The sequence below is a fragment of the Pseudomonas sp. MH9.2 genome (assembly GCF_034353875.1).
Lineage (GTDB): Bacteria > Pseudomonadota > Gammaproteobacteria > Pseudomonadales > Pseudomonadaceae > Aquipseudomonas.
Window position 1 is genome coordinate 1487709 of the sequence record NZ_CP133784.1, and the last position, 17785, is coordinate 1505493.

General features: G+C 57.7%; 11 protein-coding genes. 9 read left to right on the forward strand and 2 right to left on the reverse strand.

Annotation, left to right across the window (positions count from 1 at the left end; genetic code table 11):
- Window positions 1-20: 20 nt before the first annotated feature.
- The 3 genes from RHM55_RS06905 (at window position 21) to RHM55_RS06915 (ending at window position 4870) form a co-directional block, all read left to right on the forward strand.
- Window positions 21-2720, forward strand: coding sequence for a [protein-PII] uridylyltransferase (locus tag RHM55_RS06905; RefSeq protein WP_322180500.1), 2700 nt, complete (start codon window positions 21-23; stop codon window positions 2718-2720).
- Window positions 2721-2808: 88 nt separating this feature from the next.
- Window positions 2809-4002 (forward strand): succinyldiaminopimelate transaminase, encoded by a 1194-nt coding sequence (gene dapC, locus RHM55_RS06910; RefSeq protein ID WP_322180502.1) that lies wholly within the window; start codon window positions 2809-2811, stop codon window positions 4000-4002.
- A gap of 118 nt (window positions 4003-4120) precedes the next feature.
- Window positions 4121-4870 carry a M12 family metallopeptidase gene (locus RHM55_RS06915; RefSeq protein ID WP_322180504.1) on the forward strand — a complete coding sequence of 250 codons (750 nt, stop codon included), beginning with the start codon at window positions 4121-4123 and terminating at the stop codon, window positions 4868-4870.
- Window positions 4871-4878: 8 nt separating this feature from the next.
- On the opposite strand, the gene RHM55_RS06920 is transcribed toward RHM55_RS06915, so the two are convergent.
- A complete protein-coding gene (locus RHM55_RS06920) occupies window positions 4879-6525 on the reverse strand; it encodes a Na+/H+ antiporter (RefSeq protein ID WP_322180507.1) in 1647 nt (548 codons plus the stop codon).
- Window positions 6526-7263: 738 nt separating this feature from the next.
- Here RHM55_RS06920 and arnB point away from each other — a divergent pair.
- The 5 genes from arnB to RHM55_RS06945 all read left to right on the forward strand — a co-directional run bounded on the left by arnB (window position 7264) and on the right by RHM55_RS06945 (window position 14825).
- Complete coding sequence (arnB, locus tag RHM55_RS06925) at window positions 7264-8412, forward strand: UDP-4-amino-4-deoxy-L-arabinose aminotransferase (RefSeq protein ID WP_322180509.1); 1149 nt, start codon at window positions 7264-7266, stop codon at window positions 8410-8412.
- Complete coding sequence (gene arnC / locus RHM55_RS06930; RefSeq protein WP_322178223.1) at window positions 8409-9425, forward strand: undecaprenyl-phosphate 4-deoxy-4-formamido-L-arabinose transferase; 1017 nt, start codon at window positions 8409-8411, stop codon at window positions 9423-9425. The genes arnB and arnC overlap by 4 nt, the downstream gene beginning before the upstream one ends.
- Window positions 9422-11413: a bifunctional UDP-4-amino-4-deoxy-L-arabinose formyltransferase/UDP-glucuronic acid oxidase ArnA gene (arnA, locus tag RHM55_RS06935; RefSeq protein ID WP_322178222.1), complete on the forward strand. Its 1992-nt coding sequence runs from the start codon at window positions 9422-9424 to the stop codon at window positions 11411-11413. The genes arnC and arnA overlap by 4 nt, the downstream gene beginning before the upstream one ends.
- Window positions 11414-11660: 247 nt before the next feature.
- Window positions 11661-13310, forward strand: coding sequence for a lipid IV(A) 4-amino-4-deoxy-L-arabinosyltransferase (gene arnT, locus RHM55_RS06940; protein ID WP_322180511.1), 1650 nt, complete (start codon window positions 11661-11663; stop codon window positions 13308-13310).
- Between the two features lie 144 nt (window positions 13311-13454).
- A complete protein-coding gene (locus tag RHM55_RS06945; protein ID WP_322180513.1) occupies window positions 13455-14825 on the forward strand; it encodes a UDP-glucose/GDP-mannose dehydrogenase family protein in 1371 nt (456 codons plus the stop codon).
- Window positions 14826-15075: 250 nt separating this feature from the next.
- Here the strand turns inward: RHM55_RS06945 and RHM55_RS06950 are convergent, their stop codons facing one another.
- A complete protein-coding gene (locus RHM55_RS06950; protein ID WP_322180515.1) occupies window positions 15076-15675 on the reverse strand; it encodes a phosphatase PAP2 family protein in 600 nt (199 codons plus the stop codon).
- Window positions 15676-16163: 488 nt separating this feature from the next.
- Between RHM55_RS06950 and RHM55_RS06955 the strand changes: the two genes are divergently transcribed.
- Window positions 16164-17714 (forward strand): ArnT family glycosyltransferase, encoded by a 1551-nt coding sequence (locus tag RHM55_RS06955; RefSeq protein WP_322180517.1) that lies wholly within the window; start codon window positions 16164-16166, stop codon window positions 17712-17714.
- Window positions 17715-17785 lie beyond the last annotated feature (71 nt).

Genomic DNA, 17785 nt, shown 5'->3' on the forward strand with positions numbered 1-17785 from the left:
GATAGAAGGAAAGCCGTTCAATGCCGCAGGTGGATCCAGAATTATTCGACCGCGGCCAGTTCCAGGCCGAACTGGCCTTGAAAGCGAGCCCCATTGCCGCTTTCAAGAAAGCCATTCGCCAGGCCCGCGAAGTGCTCGACGGACGTTTCCGCTCGGGTCGCGACATCCGGCGCCTGATCGAAGATCGTGCCTGGTTTGTCGATCACATCCTGCAGCAGGTGTGGGAACAGTTCGACTGGAGCGACGAGGCGGATATCGCCCTGCTGGCGGTTGGCGGCTATGGTCGCGGCGAGCTGCATCCTTATTCAGACATCGACCTGCTGATCCTGCTGGACAGCGCCGACCACGAGGTTTTTCGCGAGCCCATTGAGCGCTTTTTGACGTTGCTATGGGATATCGGCCTGGAAGTCGGCCAGAGTGTGCGCTCGGTCGATGAATGCGCACAGGAAGCCATCGCCGACCTGACAATCATCACCAACTTGATGGAAAGTCGTACGATTGCCGGCCCCGAACGCCTGCGCCAGCGCATGCTTGATGTCACTAGCCCCGCCAGGATGTGGCCGAGCAAAGAGTTTTTCCTGGCCAAGCGTGCAGAGCAGAAAGCCCGCCATCACAAGTACAACGACACCGAATACAACCTGGAACCCAACGTCAAAGGCTCTCCTGGTGGCTTGCGCGATATCCAGACCATTCTCTGGGTCGCCCGTCGCCAGTACGGCACCTTGAATCTGCACGCGCTGGCGGGCGAAGGTTTTCTGCTGGAAAGCGAAAACACTCTGCTCGCCTCATCCCAAGAGTTTTTGTGGAAGGTGCGCTACGCCTTGCACATGCTTGCCGGCCGATCGGAAGACCGCCTGCTGTTCGACCACCAAAGCAGCATCGCCCGCCTGCTCGGCTACGAAGACGGCGATGCGAAGCTAGCAATCGAACGCTTCATGCAAAAGTATTACCGCGTGGTCATGAGCATTGCCGAACTGAGTGATCTGATCATTCAGCACTTTGAAGAAGTCATTCTTTCAGAGGAAGGGAGCGGCACGACTCAGCCGATCAATTCGCGCTTCCAGCTGCATGATGGCTACATCGAAGCCTCCCACCCCAATGTTTTCAAGCGCACCCCCTTCGCGATACTGGAAGTTTTCGTGCTGATGGCTCAGCACCCGGAAATCAAGGGCGTTCGCGCCGACACGATTCGCTTGCTGCGCGAACATCGGCACCTGATCAACGACGAGTTCCGTAACGACATTCGCAACACCAGTCTCTTTATCGAGCTGTTCAAGTGCGAGTTCGGCATCCATCGCAATCTGCGCCGGATGAACCGTTACGGGATTCTGGGTCTGTACCTGCCGGAATTCGGCCATATCATCGGCCAGATGCAGCACGACCTGTTCCATATCTATACCGTCGACGCGCACACCCTGAACCTGATCAAGCACCTGCGTAAGCTGCAATACACTCAGACCTCAGACAAGTTTCCGCTGGCTAGCAAGATTATGGTCAAGCTGCCCAAGCCCGAACTGATCTACCTGGCAGGGCTGTATCACGATATTGGCAAAGGCCGCGGTGGCGACCACTCGGAACTGGGCGCTATCGATGCCGAAGTCTTTTGCCAACGCCATCAACTGCCGATCTGGGACACCCGCCTGATCGTATGGCTGGTGCAAAACCATTTGGTGATGTCGACCACCGCCCAGCGCAAGGACTTGTCCGACCCGCAGGTCATCCATGATTTCGCCCAGTTCGTTGGCGATGAAACCCACTTGGATTACCTCTACGTCCTGACCGTGGCCGATATCAACGCAACCAATCCAACGCTGTGGAACTCGTGGCGCGCCAGCTTGTTGCGCCAGCTGTACACCGAGACCAAACGCGCACTGCGTCGCGGCCTGGAGAACCCTGTCGACCGTGAAGAGCAGATTCGTCGTACGCAAAGTGCCGCGCTGGACATTCTCGTTCGCAGCGGTATCGACCCGGATGACGTCGAGCAACTATGGGCGCAGCTTGGGGATGATTATTTCCTGCGGCACACCGCTGGCGATGTGGCCTGGCACAGCGATGCAATCCTGCAGCAGCCTGCCGATGGCGGCCCGCTGGTGCTGATCAAGGAAACCACTCAGCGCGAGTTCGAGGGCGGCACTCAAATCTTCATCTACGCTCCCGACCAGCATGACTTCTTTGCCGTGACCGTGGCCGCCATGGATCAGCTCAACCTGAACATTCATGACGCCCGCGTCATCACCTCCAGCAGCCAGTTCACCCTCGACACCTACATCGTGCTCGATAACGATGGCGGCTCAATTGGCGACAACCCTGTACGGATCAAGCAAATCCGCGAAGGGCTGACCGAGGCCCTGCGCAACCCCGATGACTACCCGACCATCATCCAGCGCCGGGTACCCCGCCAGCTCAAGCATTTTGCCTTCGCGCCACAGGTCACGATCCACACCGACGCACAACGCCCGGTCACGATCCTGGAACTGAGCGCACCTGATCGCCCTGGCCTGCTGGCGCGAATCGGCAAAATCTTCCTGGAGTTCGACCTGTCATTGCAAAACGCGAAAATCGCCACGCTCGGCGAGCGGGTGGAGGACGTTTTTTTCATCACTGACGCGAACAATCAGCCGCTGTCCGATCCACAACTGTGCAGCCGACTTCAGGACGCTATCGTCGAGCAATTGAGCGTCAATCATGAGCCTCACGCAGAGATGCGCCTCAGTATCTGAATGACGCCATTGCAGGCCCACCTTTACGTTTCGACTCAACGGCGCCCGGCCCACTCCCGGGCGCCACGCTCACTGAGACCTACACCCCATGAATAACGCCTTGCAGCAGCTCCAGCCCTACCCTTTCGAAAAACTCCGCGCCTTACTTGGCAGCGTGACGCCCAATGCCGATAAACGCCCTGTCGCGCTGTCCATCGGCGAACCCAAGCACCGCTCGCCTGCGTTCGTCGCTGAAACGCTGGCCGCCAACCTCGATCAGATGGCGGTTTACCCGACTACGCTCGGCATCCCGGCGCTACGCGAAGCCATCACCGCCTGGTGTGAGCGCCGTTTTGACGTGCCCACCGGCTGGCTCGACCCGGCGCGTCATGTGTTACCGGTCAACGGGACTCGCGAAGCCTTGTTCGCCTTCACCCAGACCGTGGTCAACCGCAGCGACGACGCACTGGTAGTCAGCCCAAATCCGTTCTATCAAATCTATGAAGGCGCAGCCTTGCTGGCCGGCGCACAGCCCCATTACCTGCCCTGCCTGGCGGAAAATGGTTTTAACCCGGATTTCGATGCAGTGTCCGCAGACGTCTGGAAGCGCTGCCAGATCCTGTTCCTGTGCTCGCCCGGCAACCCAACTGGCGCACTGGTGCCACTGGAAACCCTGAAAAAGCTGATCGCCCTGGCTGATGAACATGATTTTGTGATCGCCGCCGACGAGTGCTACAGCGAGCTGTACTTTGACGAACAGACTCCGCCACCAGGCCTGCTGAGTGCATGCGTGGCGCTGGGGCGCAAAGACTTCAAACGTTGCGTGGTATTCCACAGCCTGTCCAAACGCTCGAACCTGCCCGGCTTGCGCTCAGGTTTTGTGGCCGGCGATGCCGACATCCTTAAAGCTTTTTTGCTCTATCGCACCTATCACGGTTGCGCCATGCCGGTTCAAACCCAGCTGGCGAGTATTGCCGCATGGAATGACGAAGAGCACGTACGCGCCAACCGAACGCTGTATCGGGAGAAGTTCGACGCCGTGCTGGAGATCCTCGCCCCGGTGCTCGACGTACAGCGTCCCGACGGTGGTTTTTATCTGTGGCCGAATGTCGGGACCGACGACACTGAGTTCTGCCGCGACCTGTATATAGCCGAGCATGTCACCGTGGTGCCGGGCTCCTACCTGTCCCGCGAAGTCGACGGTTTCAACCCCGGCGCCGGACGTGTACGCATGGCGCTGGTTGCACCTCTGGCCGAATGCGTCGAAGCGGCCACGCGTATTCGGGATTTCATCAAAGGCTGATCACGAAATCTGTAGCGGCCAACACACTGGCCGCTACAGCGAACCGCGATAACTATGTACAGCCTCGGTCAGCTCGCCACAGAGAACAATGAGACTCCGCCTACCCTGGAGTTTCACCATGAACGAACTACGACTCTGCAACGCCCGCCGCTTGAGGGACCAACAGGTTTCCTATGAGACCGCCATCGAAGAGAACCCTGACAATGCCGGGGTATCTGTTCCCGGCAGTCGCCGCAAGCGGGCCGTCGGGCATTTTTCCAGGTTCTGGGCCAATGGCCGCACCCTGAAAATCGGTTTTACCGATGAGGACCTGCCCGAACCCCACAAACAAGCCATTATTGCCGCTATCAACCAGTGGCAAGCCTCTGTAAACCTGACGTTCGAGTTTATTGATGGCCGGGAAAACACGCCGGGCTATGGTAAAGGTGACATCCGAATCACGACTGCCTCCAGCGCGAACTACACCCTGATCGGGACCGATGCCAAGGCCAACGACCCGTGGACTCCTACGATGGTGCTGGGTGTAAAACCATCGGACCCGAAGTTCCGATACACCATCATGCACGAGTTTGGCCATGCGCTAGGGGCCGAGCATGAACATCAGCACCCGGAAGCCGATATTCCTTGGGACGTGTCGAAGGTGTACGAACACTACGCGAAAGCCGGTCATTCCGCCGAAGAAGTCGATGAATCGGTGCTTCGCAAATTCGAATCAGACAAAACGACCTACACCGCTTACGACAAGCAGTCGATCATGCATTATCCGGTGCCTAACACCATTACGATCGGCGATTGGGAAGTGGGCCTCAATGCGATGATCAGCGATAAAGACAAAGCCTTCATGCGCAAGGCTTATCCAAAAAGATAAGTTGATGGCTATTTAACCGGCCCCAGATTCGCCTCACTCAGGTCCAACTCACCCAATATCTGACGCAGCGCGTCGTCGCCGATCCGGTGATGACGGCGCAGGCTATAGAGTTCCAGGCGCTGCGCGCGCAACGCGTGCAAACGCAGGCGTCGTTCCAGCTGGTCCATTTGCCAAGCCAGCGCCTGCGCTTCGGAGGTGTCGTTGAACACCTCGAGGTGATGGCGGTATTCGGACATGATCCGCGCTTTGACTTCCATCGCCAAAGCGGCTTGCGCAGCGTCGGGGATGACGCCGGTGTCGGCCAGGTCCTCAGCTTCCAGGGCGTGAATCGCCGCTTCAGCGGTATGCTTCCATGCCTCTCGAACCTCGCGTTTCATCGCGTGGTCCGGGCTTTTAGCGACACCGCGCAGCAACAATGGCAAAGCGATGCAGGCTGCAATCAATGACAGCAGGATGACGCCTGCGGCGATAAAGATCAGCAGATCACGCTCAGGAAAGTCTGCCCCGGCACTGATCAACAGCGGCACGGACATCACACCCGCCAGCGTCACGGCCCCTCGCACGCCACCCACGGTCAGCAGCCAGCCAGAGCGCGCCGTCAGCTCAAGCGATGATTCGCCGCGATCACCCCAGCGCCGCAAGCCGACCATCAGCCGCCAGACGCTCTGCACCCACACATAACGTAACGCCAACAACACCATAAAAATCGCCAATACATCTAGGCAACGCCACAACAGGGTTGGCCAGAGCGACACTTCATGACTGGCGACGGCCTTGATGATGTCCGGAAACTGCAGGCCCAGCAGCAGGAAAATCAAGCCATTGAAAGCAAACTCCAGCAGTGCCCAGACGCTACGATTAAGCAGCCGCGTACTGGTCTGTCGCGGCAGCAGATCCAGCCAGCTTTGCATCATACCGGCGGCCACGGCTGACAGAATCCCCGAAGCGCCCAAGCGTTCAGCCAATACATAGGCAGCGAAGGGCAGGAGCAACATGAACACTACATGGGTCGCAGGGTCATCCCAGCCCCGGGCAATCATCCAGCCACGCAAACGCCCCACCAGCCAGCTCAGCGCTACGCCGATGGCCAAGCCGCCACAGGCGACCAGGACAAATGTCAGGCTGGCGCTGGCCAGCGAGAACACGCCCGTCACCGCCGCCGCCAAAGCAAACTTGAAGGTCACCAGGCCGGAGGCATCATTCATCAAAGCCTCGCCTTGGAGCATATGCATAATTGGCGCGGGCAGCCGATCCTGAGCAATCGCCGACACCGCCACGGCATCGGTCGGCGACAGCACGGCCGCCAAGGCGAAGGCCACCGGCAAGGGGATGGTTGGTATCAGCCAATGGATAAAGAAACCGGCGCCCACCACCGTGAACAATACCAGCCCCACTGCCAAGGTAAGAATCGGCCCGCGAAAACGCCACAACTCGCGCTTGGGCATACGCCAACCATCCGAGAACAGCAGCGGTGGCAGAAACAAGAACAAAAACAGTTCAGGGTCGAGCGCGACATGCAAACCCAGCGTCGGCCAAGCCAGCAACGCCCCGGCAGCGATCTGCAACAGTGGCAACGGCAACGGAATCAACCGGGCCACCAACCGCGACACACCGACCAACATCAGCAAAATAAGGACGGTATAGGCTGTTTGCATAAAGCGGTTTTCCTCGTCGTCCACTAACAGTCAAATGCATGCACCCAGGCAACTGCATACCTTCAAACTGACACATTGACGCTCGACCCCTCCACACTGCCGCACTTAGAGAACGGTCAATTCAATGCTCTTGATTGCAAGAACAGGGTAATCGCTCTGTTTCGCATTCGCCGACCAAGGTAACGTAACGAGAACGATTATTCATTCGACCTAGAGCAGGCTTATTAACTGATTCGCACAGGATCGTAACAGGCCACCCCCGAAAATACTTTTTTGCCCACGTTAATGAACGACCTTAAGCAGACCGGCTGTATTCAACACATCCTAGGGCACGATGCAAAAATATTTGCCGCTGGATGGACAGTATTTGTTCAGGTTAGCTCCGCTATTGTAGGAAAGGTCTGACGGTACAGTCTGCGCGCGGACTCAGTACTCTACTGAACTAGCTTGACGCGCATACTGCTGTTGCACCTTTTCGCGTTAAGTTAAACTGTCTCGTGCGAATCGCCCTGCGCTCGCAGCTCCGCAAAACGGTCATGTAATAGAGTTCGCGCCATCCCGCTGAAGGTAAACGTAATTTTCACGATTCCTGAACTATGCTTTGCGCGAACAATTGTGTCGCGGCGCCGTTACCGACCCTGTCAGAGCGGCCCCGTATTTTCAAAGTAAACAGTATCTGTGGATATTGCAGACGGCTCGCTTCTTAAGCCGCAATGCTTTCCTGCGCTAGAGGATCCTATGAATCAAAGTTTCCTGCCCTTTTCCCGCCCGAGTATCGGTGACGAAGAAATTGCCGCCGTCGAGCAGGTTTTACGCTCCGGCTGGATTACCACAGGCCCGAAAAACCAGGAGCTTGAACAGCAATTTGCCGAACGCGTGGGCTGTCGTCACGCCGTCGCGCTCTCGTCCGCCACCGGCGCGATGCATGTCACGTTGCTCGCCCTGGGCATTGGCCCTGGCGATGAGGTGATTACCCCGTCGCAAACCTGGGTGTCCACCGCCAACATGATCTGCCTGCTCGGCGCGACCCCGGTTTTCGTCGACGTCGACCGCGACACCCTGATGACTGACCTCGCCGCCATCGAAGCCGCCATCACCCCGCGTACCAAAGCCATCATCCCGGTGCATTACGCCGGGGCCGCCTTTGATCTGGACCCCCTCTACGCACTGGCCGAGCGTCACGGCATCATGGTGATCGAAGATGCCGCTCACGCAGCGGGCACTCTTTACCGGGGACGTGCGGTCGGCGCGCAAGGCACTGCCATTTTCTCGTTCCACGCGATCAAAAACATGACCTGCGCCGAAGGCGCGATGTTCGTCAGCGATGACGAGAACCTCGCCAACCGGGTCCGCATGCTCAAGTTTCACGGGCTCGGCGTGGACGCCTACGACCGCATGACCCATGGCCGCAAACCGCAGGCGATGGTCATTGAGCCAGGGTTCAAGTACAACCTGGCCGACATGAACGCCGCCATTGCCCTGGTGCAGCTCAAGCGCCTCGACGAGATCAATGCCAAACGCGAGGTCCTGGCCCAAGCCTACCTCAAGCGCCTGGCAGACTTGCCGGTCCAGCCGCTTCTGCTGCCAAGCTATCCGCAGCAGCACGCCTGGCACCTGTTCATTCTGCGCATCGATGCCGAGCGCTGTGGCCTGGACCGCGAGGCGTTCATGAAAGGCTTGCAGGAGCAGAACATTGGCACCGGCATTCATTTTATCGCCACCCACCTGCACACCTATTACCGCAAGCAGTTCCCGTCGGTCCAGTTGCCCAACACCGAATGGAACTCGGCACGCCTGTGCTCGATCCCGCTGTTTCCCGACATGACCCTCGACGACGTCGAGCGCGTTGCGTGTGCTATTGAAACCACTCTGGAACGAAGCCTGTGAAACCTTATCCGATTCAGTGCGTTTCGATCGTCATCCCGGTCTACAACGAAGAGCAGAGCCTGCCTGAGTTGTTGCGCCGCACCGAAGCGGCCTGTGCACAGTTGCACCATGAATTCGAAATCGTTTTGGTCGACGACGGCAGCCGCGACAACTCTGCGCAAATCCTTCAGGACGCCTCGGAGCGTGAAGGCAGCTCCATTGTCGCGGTGATCCTCAATCGCAACTATGGCCAGCACGCGGCCATCATGGCCGGCTTCGAGCAATGCAAAGGCGATGTCGTCATCACTCTGGACGCCGACCTGCAAAACCCGCCGGAAGAAATTCCGCGCCTGGTTGCCCAGGCCGAGCTCGGCTACGACGTGGTGGGCACCGTGCGCAACAACCGTCAGGATTCAGCCTGGCGTCGTTGGCCGTCGCGCTTGATCAATCTGGCCGTGCAACGCTCCACCGGCGTGGCCATGAGCGACTATGGCTGCATGCTGCGGGCGTATCGACGCACGATCGTCGACGCCATGCTGGCCTGCCGCGAGCGCAGTACGTTCATCCCGATTCTGGCCAACAGCTTCGCCCGCCACACCACCGAGGTGCTCGTCCCGCACGCCGAGCGCGAACATGGTGATTCGAAATACAGCCCGATGCGCCTGATCAACCTGATGTTCGACTTGATCACCTGCATGACCACCACGCCCTTGCGCCTGCTGAGCATCCTCGGCTTCAGCATGGCCTTTCTCGGCGTGCTGTTCGCCGTGTTGCTCATCGGTTTGCGCCTGATTTTCGGCGCCACCTGGGCTGGCCACGGCACCTTTGTTTTGTTTGCTGTGCTGTTCGTGTTCACCGGCGGCCAGTTCATCGGCATGGGACTGTTGGGCGAATACCTGGGCCGCATGTACAGCGATGTCCGGGCCCGCCCGCGTTTTTTCATCGAAAAAGTGCTGCGCAGCCCGTCCGCGACGTCCGCTGTAAATGCTAACAGCTCACACCCGTCTTCATCTTCCACTCAGGTCACGTTATGAATCCTAAAGCTGTCGTCTTTGCCTATCACGATATTGGTTGTGCTGGCATCGAAGCCTTGCTCAACGCAGGCTATGAAATCGCTGCCGTGTTTACCCATGCCGACGACCCGAAGGAAAACACCTTCTACGGTTCCGTCGCGCAATTGTGTGCACGCAAAGGCATTCCGGTGCACGCCCCGGAAGATGCCAACCATCCTCTGTGGATTGAGCGGATCAGCAAACTCAACGTCGACTACCTGTTCTCCTTTTATTACCGCCACCTGCTGGGCGAGCAATTGCTGGCCTGCGCGAGCAAAGGCGCCTTCAACCTGCACGGCTCCCTGCTCCCGCATTATCGCGGCCGCGCCCCAGCCAACTGGGTCCTGGTGAATGGCGAAACCGAAACCGGCGTGACCCTGCACCGCATGGTCAAGCGCGCCGATGCCGGCGCTATCCTGGCTCAACAGCGTGTGGCCATCGAACGTGCCGACACCGCCCTGACCCTGCACACCAAGTTGCGCAACGCCGCTGCCAACTTGTTGCGCGACGCATTGCCGCTGCTGGCCCAGGGCAAGTTGACTGAAACCGCCCAGGACGACACCCAAGCGTCCTACTTCGGACGCCGCACCCCGGCCGATGGCCTGCTGGACTGGAAGCGCCCGGCCGAACAGCTGTTCAACCTGGTGCGCGCCGTGACCCAGCCTTACCCTGGTGCTTTCTGCCCGGTTGGCGAACACAAACTGATCGTCTGGAGCGCCGACGTCGTTGCCGGCAATGAAGGCATCGCCCCAGGCCGAGTGATCAGTTCCGATCCCCTGCGCATCGCCTGTGGCGAAGACTCCCTGGTGATCACCGCCGGTCAGCGTGGCGACGCCGGGCTCTACCTCAGCGGCCCGCAACTGGCCCGCGAACTGGGTCTGGTCGAAGGCTCGCGCATGGTCGGCAGCGAGTCGGCACGTGCCGTGCGTCGCACCCGTGTTCTGATCCTCGGCGTCAACGGCTTTATCGGTAACCACCTGTCCGAGCGCCTGCTGCAAGACGACCGCTACGAAATCTATGGCATGGACATCGGTTCCGACGCCATCGACCGCCTGCGCAGCCACCCGAACTTCCACTTCGTCGAAGGCGACATCAGCATCCACTCCGAGTGGATCGAATATCACATCAAAAAATGTGATGTCGTGCTGCCGCTGGTGGCCATCGCCACCCCGATCGAATACACCCGCAACCCGCTGCGCGTGTTCGAACTCGACTTCGAAGAAAACCTGAAGACCGTGCGTTACTGCGTGAAATACAACAAGCGCGTGATCTTCCCGTCGACCTCCGAAGTGTACGGGATGTGTACCGACCCGAATTTCGACGAAGACACCTCGAACCTCATCGTCGGCCCGATCAACAAGCAGCGCTGGATCTACTCGGTCTCCAAGCAATTGCTCGACCGGGTAATCTGGGCTTATGGTCAGAAAGGCCTGCGCTTCACCCTGTTCCGTCCGTTCAACTGGATGGGCCCACGCCTGGACCGTCTGGACTCGGCGCGAATCGGCAGCTCGCGTGCCATCACCCAACTGATCCTGCACCTGGTGGAAGGCACCCCGATTCGTCTGGTCGACGGCGGCGCACAAAAACGCTGCTTCACCGATGTGGCTGACGGCATCGAAGCCCTGGCACGCATCATCGAAAACCGCGATGACAAGTGCAACGGCCAGATCATCAACATCGGCAACCCGGACAACGAAGCCAGCATCCGCCAGCTGGGCGAAGAACTGCTGCGTCAGTTCGAAGCTCACCCACTGCGCTCGAACTTCCCTCCTTTCGCCGGTTTCCGTGACGTCGAAAGCCAGTCGTTCTATGGCACCGGCTATCAGGACGTGACCCACCGCAAGCCAAGCATCGATAACGCTCGCCGCCTGATCGACTGGACCCCAACCATCGAACTGAGCGAAACCATCGGCAAGACCCTCGACTTCTTCCTGCGTGAAGCAATGCTCGAAATCGCGGATAAACGCTGAGGTTACTCTTCAACATCAAGCAGGAAAGCATGAGGCGCCATTTATGGCGCCTCATGCCCTTTAGTGACGGGTTGGACTATCAGTGCTGGAACTTCGACTCATTCAGTCCAGCGCTGAACGTCTTCAGCCTACATCCCTAAGTACAAGGATTTCTCATGGGCGACTATTTCCGTCAATTGCTGACTGTGGCACATCAGCAAACCAGGCTCTTTCAAACCAGGAGCCACTGGCAGGGAGCTCAACGGTCATGATTAAACGCTGGGGCATACCTCTTCTGTTACTCGCCTTTGGCCTGTTTTATCTGCTGCCATTGCCCTTTCACGGCCTCTGGATTCCAGACGAAACCCGCTATGCACAAGCCAGCCAGGAAATGCTCCTGAGCGGCAACTGGGCGGCGCCACACTTCATGGGCCTGCGCTACTTTGAGAAGCCCGCCGCCGGCTATTGGATGATCGCCATCGGCCAAGCGGTGTTTGGAGAAAACCTGTTCGGCGTGCGCATCGCCTCGGCCCTGAGCCTGGGGCTGAGTACCCTGCTGACTTACCTGATGGCTCGTCGCCTGTGGAATACCCCGCGCAAGAGCTTCACCTGCGCCACGATATACATGAGCTTTGGCCTGATCGTCGGACAGGCCGGCTACGCCAACCTTGATCCGCAGTTCACACTATGGGTCAACCTCAGCCTGGTGGCCTTGTGGTATGCCATCGACAGTACCGCACAGCGGGTAAAACTGGCCGCCTGGGCGGTACTCGGACTGGCCTGCGGCATGGGCTTCATGACCAAGGGCTTCCTGGCCTTCCTGCTACCCGTACTGATCGCCCTGCCGTACATGATATGGCAGCGTCGACTCACTGAAATGATGCGCTATGGCTTGTTAGCCGTGCTGGTCGCCGTACTGGTCTCGCTGCCCTGGGTGCTGACCGTACACATGCGCGAACCCGACTTCTGGTCATTCTTTTTCTGGCACGAACACATCCGCCGATTTGCCGGAGACGATGCGCAACACGCTCAACCCTGGTGGTTCTACTTACCGTTACTGATAGTCTCCAGCCTGCCTTGGGCACTGGCGCTGCCCGGGACTTTCAAGCATGCATGGCAGACAAAAAGCCAGCCAAAAATCGCATTTCTGTTGCTCTGGCTGGTGTTGCCACTGGCTTTTTTCAGCCTGAGCCGAGGAAAGCTACCCACCTACATCATGCCGTGCCTGCTGCCCTTAGCACTGCTGATCGGCCACACGCTGACCGGCTGGCTTGAGCAAGCCAGAACGGGGATAATCCGCGCTAACGGGCTGCTGAACCTGGCCCTTGGCCTGATTACGCTACTAACGGTGACTTACCTGCAATTCAAGCAGCCCATCTATGACAATGAGCCGCTTCATCTGACTTTTGTGCTCATTGCACTGGGGATATGGAGCATCGCCAACGCCCTGCAAGTCGCCAGACCATCGACCCTTTTTCTGGCGCCCGCAGTCGGGATGCTGGCGCTGGTCGCCTTGCTGCCTGCAGCACTGCCCAACACAATTATCTACAACAAGACACCTGACGTATTCATCTCCGAGCATGCCCAGGCACTTCGCGAGACCCGCTCGCTCTTGAGCAATGAGCTGGGGGCAGCCTCTGCCTTGGCTTGGCATACCGCACGCCCGGACATAACGTTGTACAACACCGTCGGTGAGACCCAATATGGTTTCACCTACCCTGACGCCAAGGGCCGCGCCGTGACATTAAGTACTGTCCAGCAATGGATGACCCAGGCTCGTCAGAAAGGCTCGGTCGGCGTGGTTATGCGGGTCAAAGATGACGGCGAAAGGCATGAAGTCGATCTACTGCCCAAAGATGGGAAGCGTTATGAACAGGGCAACATCGTGATTTTTATCTTTGCCCAAACGACACCATGACTGTATCCATTGCCGGAAGCCCGTTCTAACGCCTTCAATGACCATTTCCCAGTATTAAAGACGCGCGGAATGACCTTGGTCATTCCGCGCGTGATGACTATTAAATTACGACGCACACGCGGCAACAAACCTTAGGAACTGCGCATGAAAATCAGTGTATTCGGTAGTGGTTATGTCGGTCTCGTGCAAGCGACGGTGCTCGCCGAGGTCGGTCATGATGTCATCTGTATGGACATCGATGAGAACAAGGTCAAGCAGCTTTCCCAAGGCCAGGTAAACATCTTCGAGCCTGGGCTGGCCAATCTTGTTCGGGATAACCTTGAGAGCAAGCGCCTGCATTTCACCAGCGACGAAAAGCTCGCGGTCGAACATGGCGAAGTCTTGTTCATTGCTGTCGGGACACCCTCCGGCGACGATGGCTCGGCAGACCTCAGTTACGTTTTTTCTGTCGGCGATGCGATCGTCAGGCATCGGGTCACCCCCCTGATCATCGTCGAAAAATCCACGGTACCCGTCGGCACCGGCGACGCGTTGCGTGCTCATATCGAAAAAGCCCTGGCGGGACGCCCGCTGGAGTTCGATATCGTCTCCAACCCTGAATTCCTTAAAGAAGGCTCTGCGGTTACCGACTGCCGTAAACCGGACCGCATCGTGATCGGTTGCGAACGTGAAGAAGTGCGTGAGGTCATGCGCGACCTGTATGCGCCGTTCAACCGCAACCACGACCGCATCATGTTCATGGACCTGCGCAGTGCCGAGCTGACCAAGTACGCCGCCAACTGCATGCTGGCGACCAAGATCAGCTTTATCAACCAGATCGCCGAACTGGCCGAGCACCTCGGCGCCGATATTGAATCGGTACGTCTAGGCATCGGCGCCGACTCGCGCATTGGTTACGACTTCATCTATGCGGGCTGCGGTTATGGTGGTTCGTGCTTCCCTAAGGACATGCGCGCCCTGATCCACAGTGCCGACCAGGCTAACTGCTCCAACGATCTGTTGCAGGCAGTCGAAGCGATCAACGAGCGACAGAAGCACAAACTGTTCGATCGGCTCAACGCCTTCTACAAAGGAGACCTCAAAGGCAAGACCTTCGCCTTGTGGGGCCTGGCTTTCAAGCCCAACACCGACGACATGCGCGACGCCCCCAGTCGTGTCCTGCTGGAAGCCTTGTGGGCTGCTGGAGCAAATGTGCGCGCCTATGACCCGGAAGCCATGCAGCAAACCCAACTGCTCTATGGTGACCATCCGGGCCTTGCCCTCATGGGCACGCTGGAATCAGCACTCAGTGGCGCGGATGCGCTGGTCATCTGCACTGAGTGGCAGCTATTCAAGGCGCCCGACTTCGATGAAATTCACAAGCGCCTGAAAGCACCGGTGATTTTCGACGGCCGCAACCTGTATGACGCCGAACGCATGGCTCAAAAAGGCTTTACGTACTTCCCGATGGGCCGAGGCGAGTCATGCAACCTGCCAATCCCGCAACAAAAATGGGATTCCAGCAATCCTCTCTGATTGATTGATCCAGATGCCAGAGCCCTTGTACAAAAGCTCTGGCATCGTTGATCAAGTATTCAGCTATCTAACCCTGAAAAAGTTGACTCTTATTGATGAATAACCTTCTGTTCAAGGGAGGGTTATTCAAAACGTTTTTACAACACATAGACGAACATAGCGAAGCCCCATCATTGGCTGCCGAACCCTCTCCAACCTTGCAACGCCTCAACGTAGAAACAACTGTTCAGGCATAAACATCAGCCACTGATCAAGCCTGAACCCATCCTTTATTGATCGCAAAAGCGAACAGGCGCCGATACAGTCCTTCCAACCCCAGCAGCAGTTGCTGTTTGACCTGACCAACGCTTAGCCCTGTGATGACAACCCAACTACTGACGATGGCCACAAGAAAGGCGCCAATGATGTCGAATGGAAAATGCACGCCCAGGTAAACACGGGAGCCCCCCACAACAACACCGATCAACACAAGTAAAGTACCGACATTGCGCAAGGCGCTCCAGATAAGTGCCAGCCCCACCGAGAAAAACACCACCGCATGGTCGCTGGGGAAGGAAGATTCGGCGTCATGGCCCATGAACGTATGCCCCAACTGAATCATAAATGGCCGAGGGTGCATCCAGACGGCGGCAATCAACTGATTGCAACTCAGGGCAACCAGCAAACTCAGCGTGGCAACCAATACCGCCGCTCGGCGTTGCGGGCCTCCCCAGAGCCAAAATCCTGCCAGTAACAAGGGAACACCATAAATCAGCCACTGCGCGACGATAATGGCAACCCACAGCATCCCGGGGGCAGGATCCGCACCAGCATTGATCATTAAAAAAAGTGAAAGATTCAATGCTTCCATGTTGCGAGCCACCTTAATAAGTAAATTGCAAACAGACTATCAATACCCCCCAAACAAAGACCGGACACGTCCAGACACCGGCCTCATCAGGAAACTTAAACAGCACGCGGCCATTGAGTTCTACCGCGCAGCGTTACGAGCACATCGATAACAACATTGCGCACTCATCCGCAAACGCTTCAGCTCAATAATCTCTGAGAGGTTAGATCTGCCGCCGTGAAAAAAGAGTGAACACACGGTAAAGGAAAACGTCGATCTGAGAACAGACCGCACTCTCAGCGAGCCCCTGACCACGAGATTCACGGAAATAACATCCACACGAGCACCAACCGCCCATCAGCCATAAAAGTTGGCCGAATTATGCTTTTTTTTCGCCATCCCGACACCAATTTGACAAACCACCCTATAACATTGACGCGCCTTGTCGTGCCGTACGACAAGGCCCGAAATTCCAGGGGGCACTCGGTCGCGTTATGGAAATTATAAGAATGAAGTTTTGGAGAAGCGACAGGGGAGCATTGACACTGTTGCTCGCTGTATCGGCACTGATTCTGTTGCTGGGGCTCGGAGCAAGGGAACTCTGGGGCGCTGAAACCCGCTGGGCTAACATCGCCTTACAGATGATACAAACAGGCAACTATTTCGACCCCTACCTCAAAGGCGCACCCTATTACGACAAACCACTGCCCTCTTATTGGCTGATCACCGCCACGGCAAGTTTGATGGGCGGCCTGAACCACTGGTCATTACGACTGACGTCAGTGATTAGCGCCTGGCTAAGTATCTGGTTGGTCTATCTCATTGGTGAACGCCTCTTCCGCAAAGGCACCGGACTGATCGCCGGCTGGCTGCTGGCGACGACGTTCTTTTTCATCTTCTGGGCACGGGTAGCCACGGCCGATGTTCTTACCGTGTGCGGCGTGCTCGCGGCCGTCTGGTGGTATTGGCGCGGCCCGGATGACACTCGCCTGAGTCGCTACATAGTGTTCTTTGTATTGCTGGCGCTCACGTCCCTGCTCAAAGGCCTGATTGGTTTCATCCTGCCAGGGCTTATGCTGTTGCCGCACGTGCTCAGCGAGGGGCGCTGGAAGCGTCATCTCAACTGGCGCTTTTGCCTGGCGCTAGTGATCGCAGGCGCGCTCTATATGGTGCCATTCATGCTGTCGCACCTGTATGGCACGCCCAGCTACGCCGAGAGCGGCCTGGGCCTGGTCTTCAGGGAGAACGTAGTACGGTTTTTCCACCCGTTCGATAATATCGGCCCGATCTATACCTACCTGCTCTACCTGCCGATCTATACCCTGCCTTGGGCGCCGTGCTGGATACTTGGCCTGTGGCTGGCTCTGCGCAACTGGAAGCAGATCGAACCAAACACCCGCTGGCTGATCTGGGGCCTGGGCTTGCTGTTTGTGTTCTTCACTGCCAGCGGCAGTCGGCGCAGCTACTACGTATTACCTCTGGTGCCATTCGCACAGCTGCTGTCAGCCTGGTGGGTGACCCGACACATGGCCGAACGACGGGCGGCTGGCAAAATCAGCGGTCCAGGCTGGACGAAGGGCATCGCAGCTGCGGCGGTGACACTCTTGCTGGTGCTGGGCATTATCTACCCCTGGACCAACGGTGGTGGCGGCGTCATGCAGTTCACCGCAGACATAAAGGCGCAAGCCAGCAAAAGTGCGCCCTGGAGTCAGTGGCGCATGGTGCTGGTCGAGGTCGACAATAAACTGCCGATGTACCTGCAAAATAAAGGCGCACCTTTTTACTATGTTCCGGAAAGCGAGGATTTTCCGCGCGACGGTAACAGCGCCGCATTCATGGCATGGCTAGAGAAGAAAAGCGGCGAGACATGGGACCCGCAGCACACGATCATCATCACCCAGTATCACGATATTCATCAGCTGCCTCTTGGCTACCTGGCCGCCGACCATCAGGTAATTACCACTAAGCCGAATAACGGCGCCCGACTGTTCCATGTCCGCGAATCCGGCAGCGTTGCTTTTGTCCCGGGAACATCTGCCGCAGACGCACCCCTGCCGTGATCGAAAACGACCGCGACATCGGACTCACCAAAGGAGTGAACGATCAACGCAATTAGCCCGCCGATGGATTT

What these genes read in the sequence shown, in the direction of transcription:
- RHM55_RS06950 (WP_322180515.1), bottom strand. Translation starts at nt 15,675, where the DNA reads ATGGAAGCATTGAATCTTTCACTTTTTTTAATGATCAATGCTGGTGCG.
- arnT (WP_322180511.1), top strand. Translation starts at nt 11,661, where the DNA reads ATGATTAAACGCTGGGGCATACCTCTTCTGTTACTCGCCTTTGGCCTG.
- RHM55_RS06905 (WP_322180500.1), top strand. Translation starts at nt 21, where the DNA reads ATGCCGCAGGTGGATCCAGAATTATTCGACCGCGGCCAGTTCCAGGCC.
- RHM55_RS06915 (WP_322180504.1), top strand. Translation starts at nt 4,121, where the DNA reads ATGAACGAACTACGACTCTGCAACGCCCGCCGCTTGAGGGACCAACAG.
- dapC (WP_322180502.1), top strand. Translation starts at nt 2,809, where the DNA reads ATGAATAACGCCTTGCAGCAGCTCCAGCCCTACCCTTTCGAAAAACTC.
- arnB (WP_322180509.1), top strand. Translation starts at nt 7,264, where the DNA reads ATGAATCAAAGTTTCCTGCCCTTTTCCCGCCCGAGTATCGGTGACGAA.
- RHM55_RS06920 (WP_322180507.1), bottom strand. Translation starts at nt 6,525, where the DNA reads ATGCAAACAGCCTATACCGTCCTTATTTTGCTGATGTTGGTCGGTGTG.
- RHM55_RS06945 (WP_322180513.1), top strand. Translation starts at nt 13,455, where the DNA reads ATGAAAATCAGTGTATTCGGTAGTGGTTATGTCGGTCTCGTGCAAGCG.
- RHM55_RS06955 (WP_322180517.1), top strand. Translation starts at nt 16,164, where the DNA reads ATGAAGTTTTGGAGAAGCGACAGGGGAGCATTGACACTGTTGCTCGCT.
- arnA (WP_322178222.1), top strand. Translation starts at nt 9,422, where the DNA reads ATGAATCCTAAAGCTGTCGTCTTTGCCTATCACGATATTGGTTGTGCT.